At 76.1% G+C, this 3,964-nt stretch carries 2 protein-coding genes; both read left to right on the top strand.

The window, feature by feature from the left end:
- Positions 1–381 precede the first annotated feature (381 nt).
- Positions 382–2,703 (top strand): MMPL family transporter, encoded by a 2,322-nt coding sequence (locus tag HCN52_RS22580; RefSeq protein ID WP_168090286.1) that lies wholly within the window; start codon positions 382–384, stop codon positions 2,701–2,703.
- An 80-nt stretch (positions 2,704–2,783) separates the two neighbouring features.
- Positions 2,784–3,964: sensor histidine kinase (locus HCN52_RS22575; protein ID WP_312876842.1), on the top strand; the 1,181-nt coding region annotated here is incomplete at its 3' end.

Here is a 3,964-nt window from a genome sequence, read left to right as displayed (position 1 = left end):
CCGCACGCCCGGGCGGCCGGTCACCCGCGTGCGGCGGGGCGGCCCCGAATGCCGCCGCCCCGGAACAGGGCCCGGCAGGGGCGGGCGCGCCGCCGTGCGAGCGGGCGGCGTGCCCTCACCGGGGTGGCGCGCCACCTGCGGGAGTCATCCCGGGGGAGTATCACAAGCGCCCTGTCACCGGTGGGAGTACGCGGTGGATCACCCCCGCGGGCGACCCGGCGGCGCCGGTGCGCCACGGATGCTGGAACGGTGCCCGCTCCGTGTGCCGCGGCGGCGGTCCGGCGGGTCGCGTCGGGCCGGCGTGCGACCGGTCGGGCCGGGTATCCGCCACCCGGCGGCTGCCCGCCGGCTCACCAGCGACGACGACAGGAGGCCCACACGATGAGGGCCGAAGCCACGGCCGCCCGCGGCGGTTCCCCCGACGACGGCTCCGCAGGGTCCGGTCCGCCGGGTGGCGCGGCGGCGGGCGGGGGCGGCACTCCGCGGTCCCGCCGGCTCGCGCTGCCCTGGGCCACCGTGGCGCTGTGGGTTGTGCTCCTGGCGCTGCTGGGACCGTTCGCGGGGCAGCTGAGCGGTGAGACGGAGGACGACTCGCTCGCCTACCTGCCGGACAGCGCGGAGTCCACCGAGGTGGCGCAGATCGTGCGGGAGCTGCCGGGTGGCGGCACCGACGACGTGATCCTGGTCCACCAGCGGGAGGACGGGCTGACCGGCGAGGACCTGGCCGTCGCCGACCGCCACGCCGAGACCGTCGCCGACCGGCTGGAGGTCGTCGGCGACCTCGCGGACCCGGTGGTCTCCGAGGACGGCACCACGGCCTTCCGTGCGATCTCGCTCGCCCCGGACCAGCAGGTGCCGGGCGGCGGCGAGGACGCCGAGGACGACCCGGCGGCGGCAGCCGTCGACCTGGTGCGCGACATCGTCGGGCAGGACCTGCCGGAGGGGTTGACCGCGCAGGTCGGCGGGCCGGCCGCGATCGGCGCGGACGCCGGGTCGGTCTTCCAGTCGATCGACCTCACGCTGACGTTGGCCACCGTCGCCGTGGTCACGGTGCTGCTGATCGTGATCTACCGCAGCCCGCTGCTGTGGCTGCTGCCGCTGGTCTGCGTCGGTATCGCCGCGATGGCCGCCATGGCGACCGTCTACGCGCTGGTGCAGGTCTTCGGCATCACCGTCTCCACCCAGGCCTCGTCGATCATGACGGTGCTGGTCTTCGGCGCGGGTACCGACTACGCGCTGCTGCTGGTGGCGCGGTACCGCGACGAGCTGCGGGAGCACCGCGTCCCGTACGAGGCGATGCGCACCGCGCTGCGCGGCTGCGTCCCGGCGCTGCTGGCGTCCTCCGGGACGGTGGCCGCCGGTCTGCTCTGCCTGATGGCGGCGGACCACAACAGCAGCAACGGCCTGGGCCCGGTGGGTGCGGCCGGTGTGCTCTGCGCGCTGCTGGTGATGGTCTCGCTGCTGCCGGCGCTGCTGGTGCTCTGCGGCCGTCGGGTGTTCTGGCCGCTGGTCCCGGAGTACGGCAGCGAGCCGGGCGGGCGCGGCAACATCTTCGCCCGGATGGGCACCTCGGTGAGTCGTCGTCCCGCGGCGCTGCTGGTCGGCGGGTTGGTCCTGCTGGGTGCGCTCTCGCTGGGGAACCTGAACCTGCCGGGGCCGCTGAAGGACGAGGACTTCTTCACGCAGACCCCCGACTCGGTGGTGGCGATGCAGACCGTCGCCGACGCCTTCCCCGGGCAGTCCACGCAGCCGATCACGGTGGTCGCCGACAGCGACCACGCCGACGCCGCGGTGGCCGCGGCCGAGGAGACCGACGGTGTCGCCCGGGTGGTGCCGGGGCGCGCCGCCGACGGCTGGACCGAGATCAACGTCTTCGCCGCGGGCGCCTCGGACTCGGTCGAGGAGCGGGAGACCGTCCGTGAGCTGCGCGAGGCGCTGGCGGAGGTGGACGGCCGTGGCGCGCTGGTGGGCGGCAACACCGCGCAGGCCGTGGACCTGGACGACACCAACGCCCGCGACCGGGTGGTCGTCATTCCGCTGGTGCTGATCTCGGTGCTGCTGATCCTGGTCCTGCTCTTCCGCAGCCTGGTCGCGGCGGCGCTGGTGCTCACCGCGGTCGTCGTCTCCTGGGGCGCGGCGCTGGGGCTGGGTGGGCTGTTCTTCGGGCCGGTCTTCGGGTTCGAGGGGATGGACGGCTGGATCCCGCTGCTGACGTTCGCCTTCAGCGTCTCGCTGGGCGTGGACTACGGGATCTTCCTGATGCACCGGATGCGGGAGGAGGCGCTGCGCGGCGCGGAGACCCGTGAGGCGGTGCTGATCGCGCTGCGCAAGACCGGCGGCGTGATCGCCTCGGCCGGCATCGTGCTGGCGGCGACGTTCGGGGTGCTGATGAGCCTGCCGCTCGTGGTCATGGTGGAACTGGGCTTCGTGGTGGCGGTGGGTGTGCTGATGGACACCTTCCTGGTGCGTCCCTACCTGCTGACCTCGGCGTGCTGGCTGCTGGACCGGCGGATGTGGTGGCCGGGCGCGCTGTCGCGACCCGGTGGCGCGCCGGGCGGCGGCGGCCGGGGCGCGGTGCCGCCGGCCGGTGGGACCGGCGGCACCGGTGGGGCGTCCGAGGCGCCCGGGGCACCTGCCGGGGACGATGGTGTGCCGGCAGTGGTCGGCGGCCGGTCCGGTAGGGGCGGGAGCGCGTCATCCTGACCCGTCTCGCCACCGCCGCCCGGGGGCTGCTGTCCCCGGGCGGCGGTGCCCTTCCCCGGCGGCGGCCCACGGGCTCGGACGTGGCGTTGACGGCGGCGGTGGCGGCGTTGACGGCGGTGCTGGCGCTGACCCGGCTGGGTCACGGGGAGGCGCCGGACCTGCTGGGATGGGTGCTGCTGGCGGTGGCGGTGGTGCCGCTGGCGTGGCGGCTGGTGCATCCGCTGCTGGTGCTGGGGTTGATGACGGTGTCGGTCGGGCCGTACCACGCGCTGGACTACGCGCACGCCGCGGCGGTGCCGGCCTCGGTGGTGGCGGTGTACTCGGTGGCGGTGGTCGGTCCGCGGCTGCGGACGGTGGCCGCCGGGGGCGGGGTCATCGCCACGGCGGTCGGGATCATGCTGCTGGTCAGCCCGGAGGGCGGCTTGGCGATGTTCCAGACGGCCGGCTGGGTGCTGGTGGTGCTGGTCTTCGGCGAGACGATGCGCATCCAGCGGAACTACGTGGCCGCGGTGACCGAGCGCGCGGAGCGGGCGGAGCGGACGCGGGAGGAGGAGGCCGCGCGGGCGGTGGCGGAGGAGCGGCTGCGGATCGCGCGGGACCTCCACGACCTGCTGGCGCACAGCATCACGCTGATCGGGGTGCAGACCTCGGTCGCCTCGCACGTGCTGATCGCCGATCCGGACCGGTTGGACCGGCCGGCACTGGCGCAGGCGCTGGACGGGATCGCGGCGACCTGCCGGGACGCGCGGATCGAGCTGCGGCGGACGTTGGAGGTGCTGCGGGCGGGTGAGCCGGAGCAGGGGCCGCCGCCGGGGCCCGCGGGGCTGCCGGACCTGGTGCGGGCGGCCGGGGCGGCCGGGGCCAGGGTGCGGTGGTCGGGGGAGCCGGTGCCGCCGCTGTCCGCGGCGGTGGGGGCCGCGGTCCACCGGATCGTGCAGGAGTCGCTGACCAACGCGGTGCGGCATGCCGGGGCGGGGGTGGCGGTGGAGCTGGAGGTGGCCGTCCGGGAGCGGGAGGTGGTGGTGTCGGTCGCGGACGGTGGCGGCGGGGAGCCCCAGGAGGGCGACGGCGGATTCGGCATCGTGGGGATGCGCGAGCGGGCGCGCAGCGTGGGCGGCACGGTGACGGCGGGACCGCGGGCCGACGGGCCGGGGTGGGTGGTCCGCGCGGTGCTGCCGCTCGGCGACGGGCCGGGCGGGGAGCCGGGCGTCGGTACCGGCCCGGACCGCCCGGACCGCCCGGTGGGCGGAGGCCCCTCGGG

The sequence above is a fragment of the Streptomyces bohaiensis genome, from assembly GCF_012033785.1.
Lineage (GTDB): Bacteria > Actinomycetota > Actinomycetes > Streptomycetales > Streptomycetaceae > Streptomyces > Streptomyces bohaiensis.
This window is presented reverse-complemented; position numbering and strand designations above follow the sequence as displayed.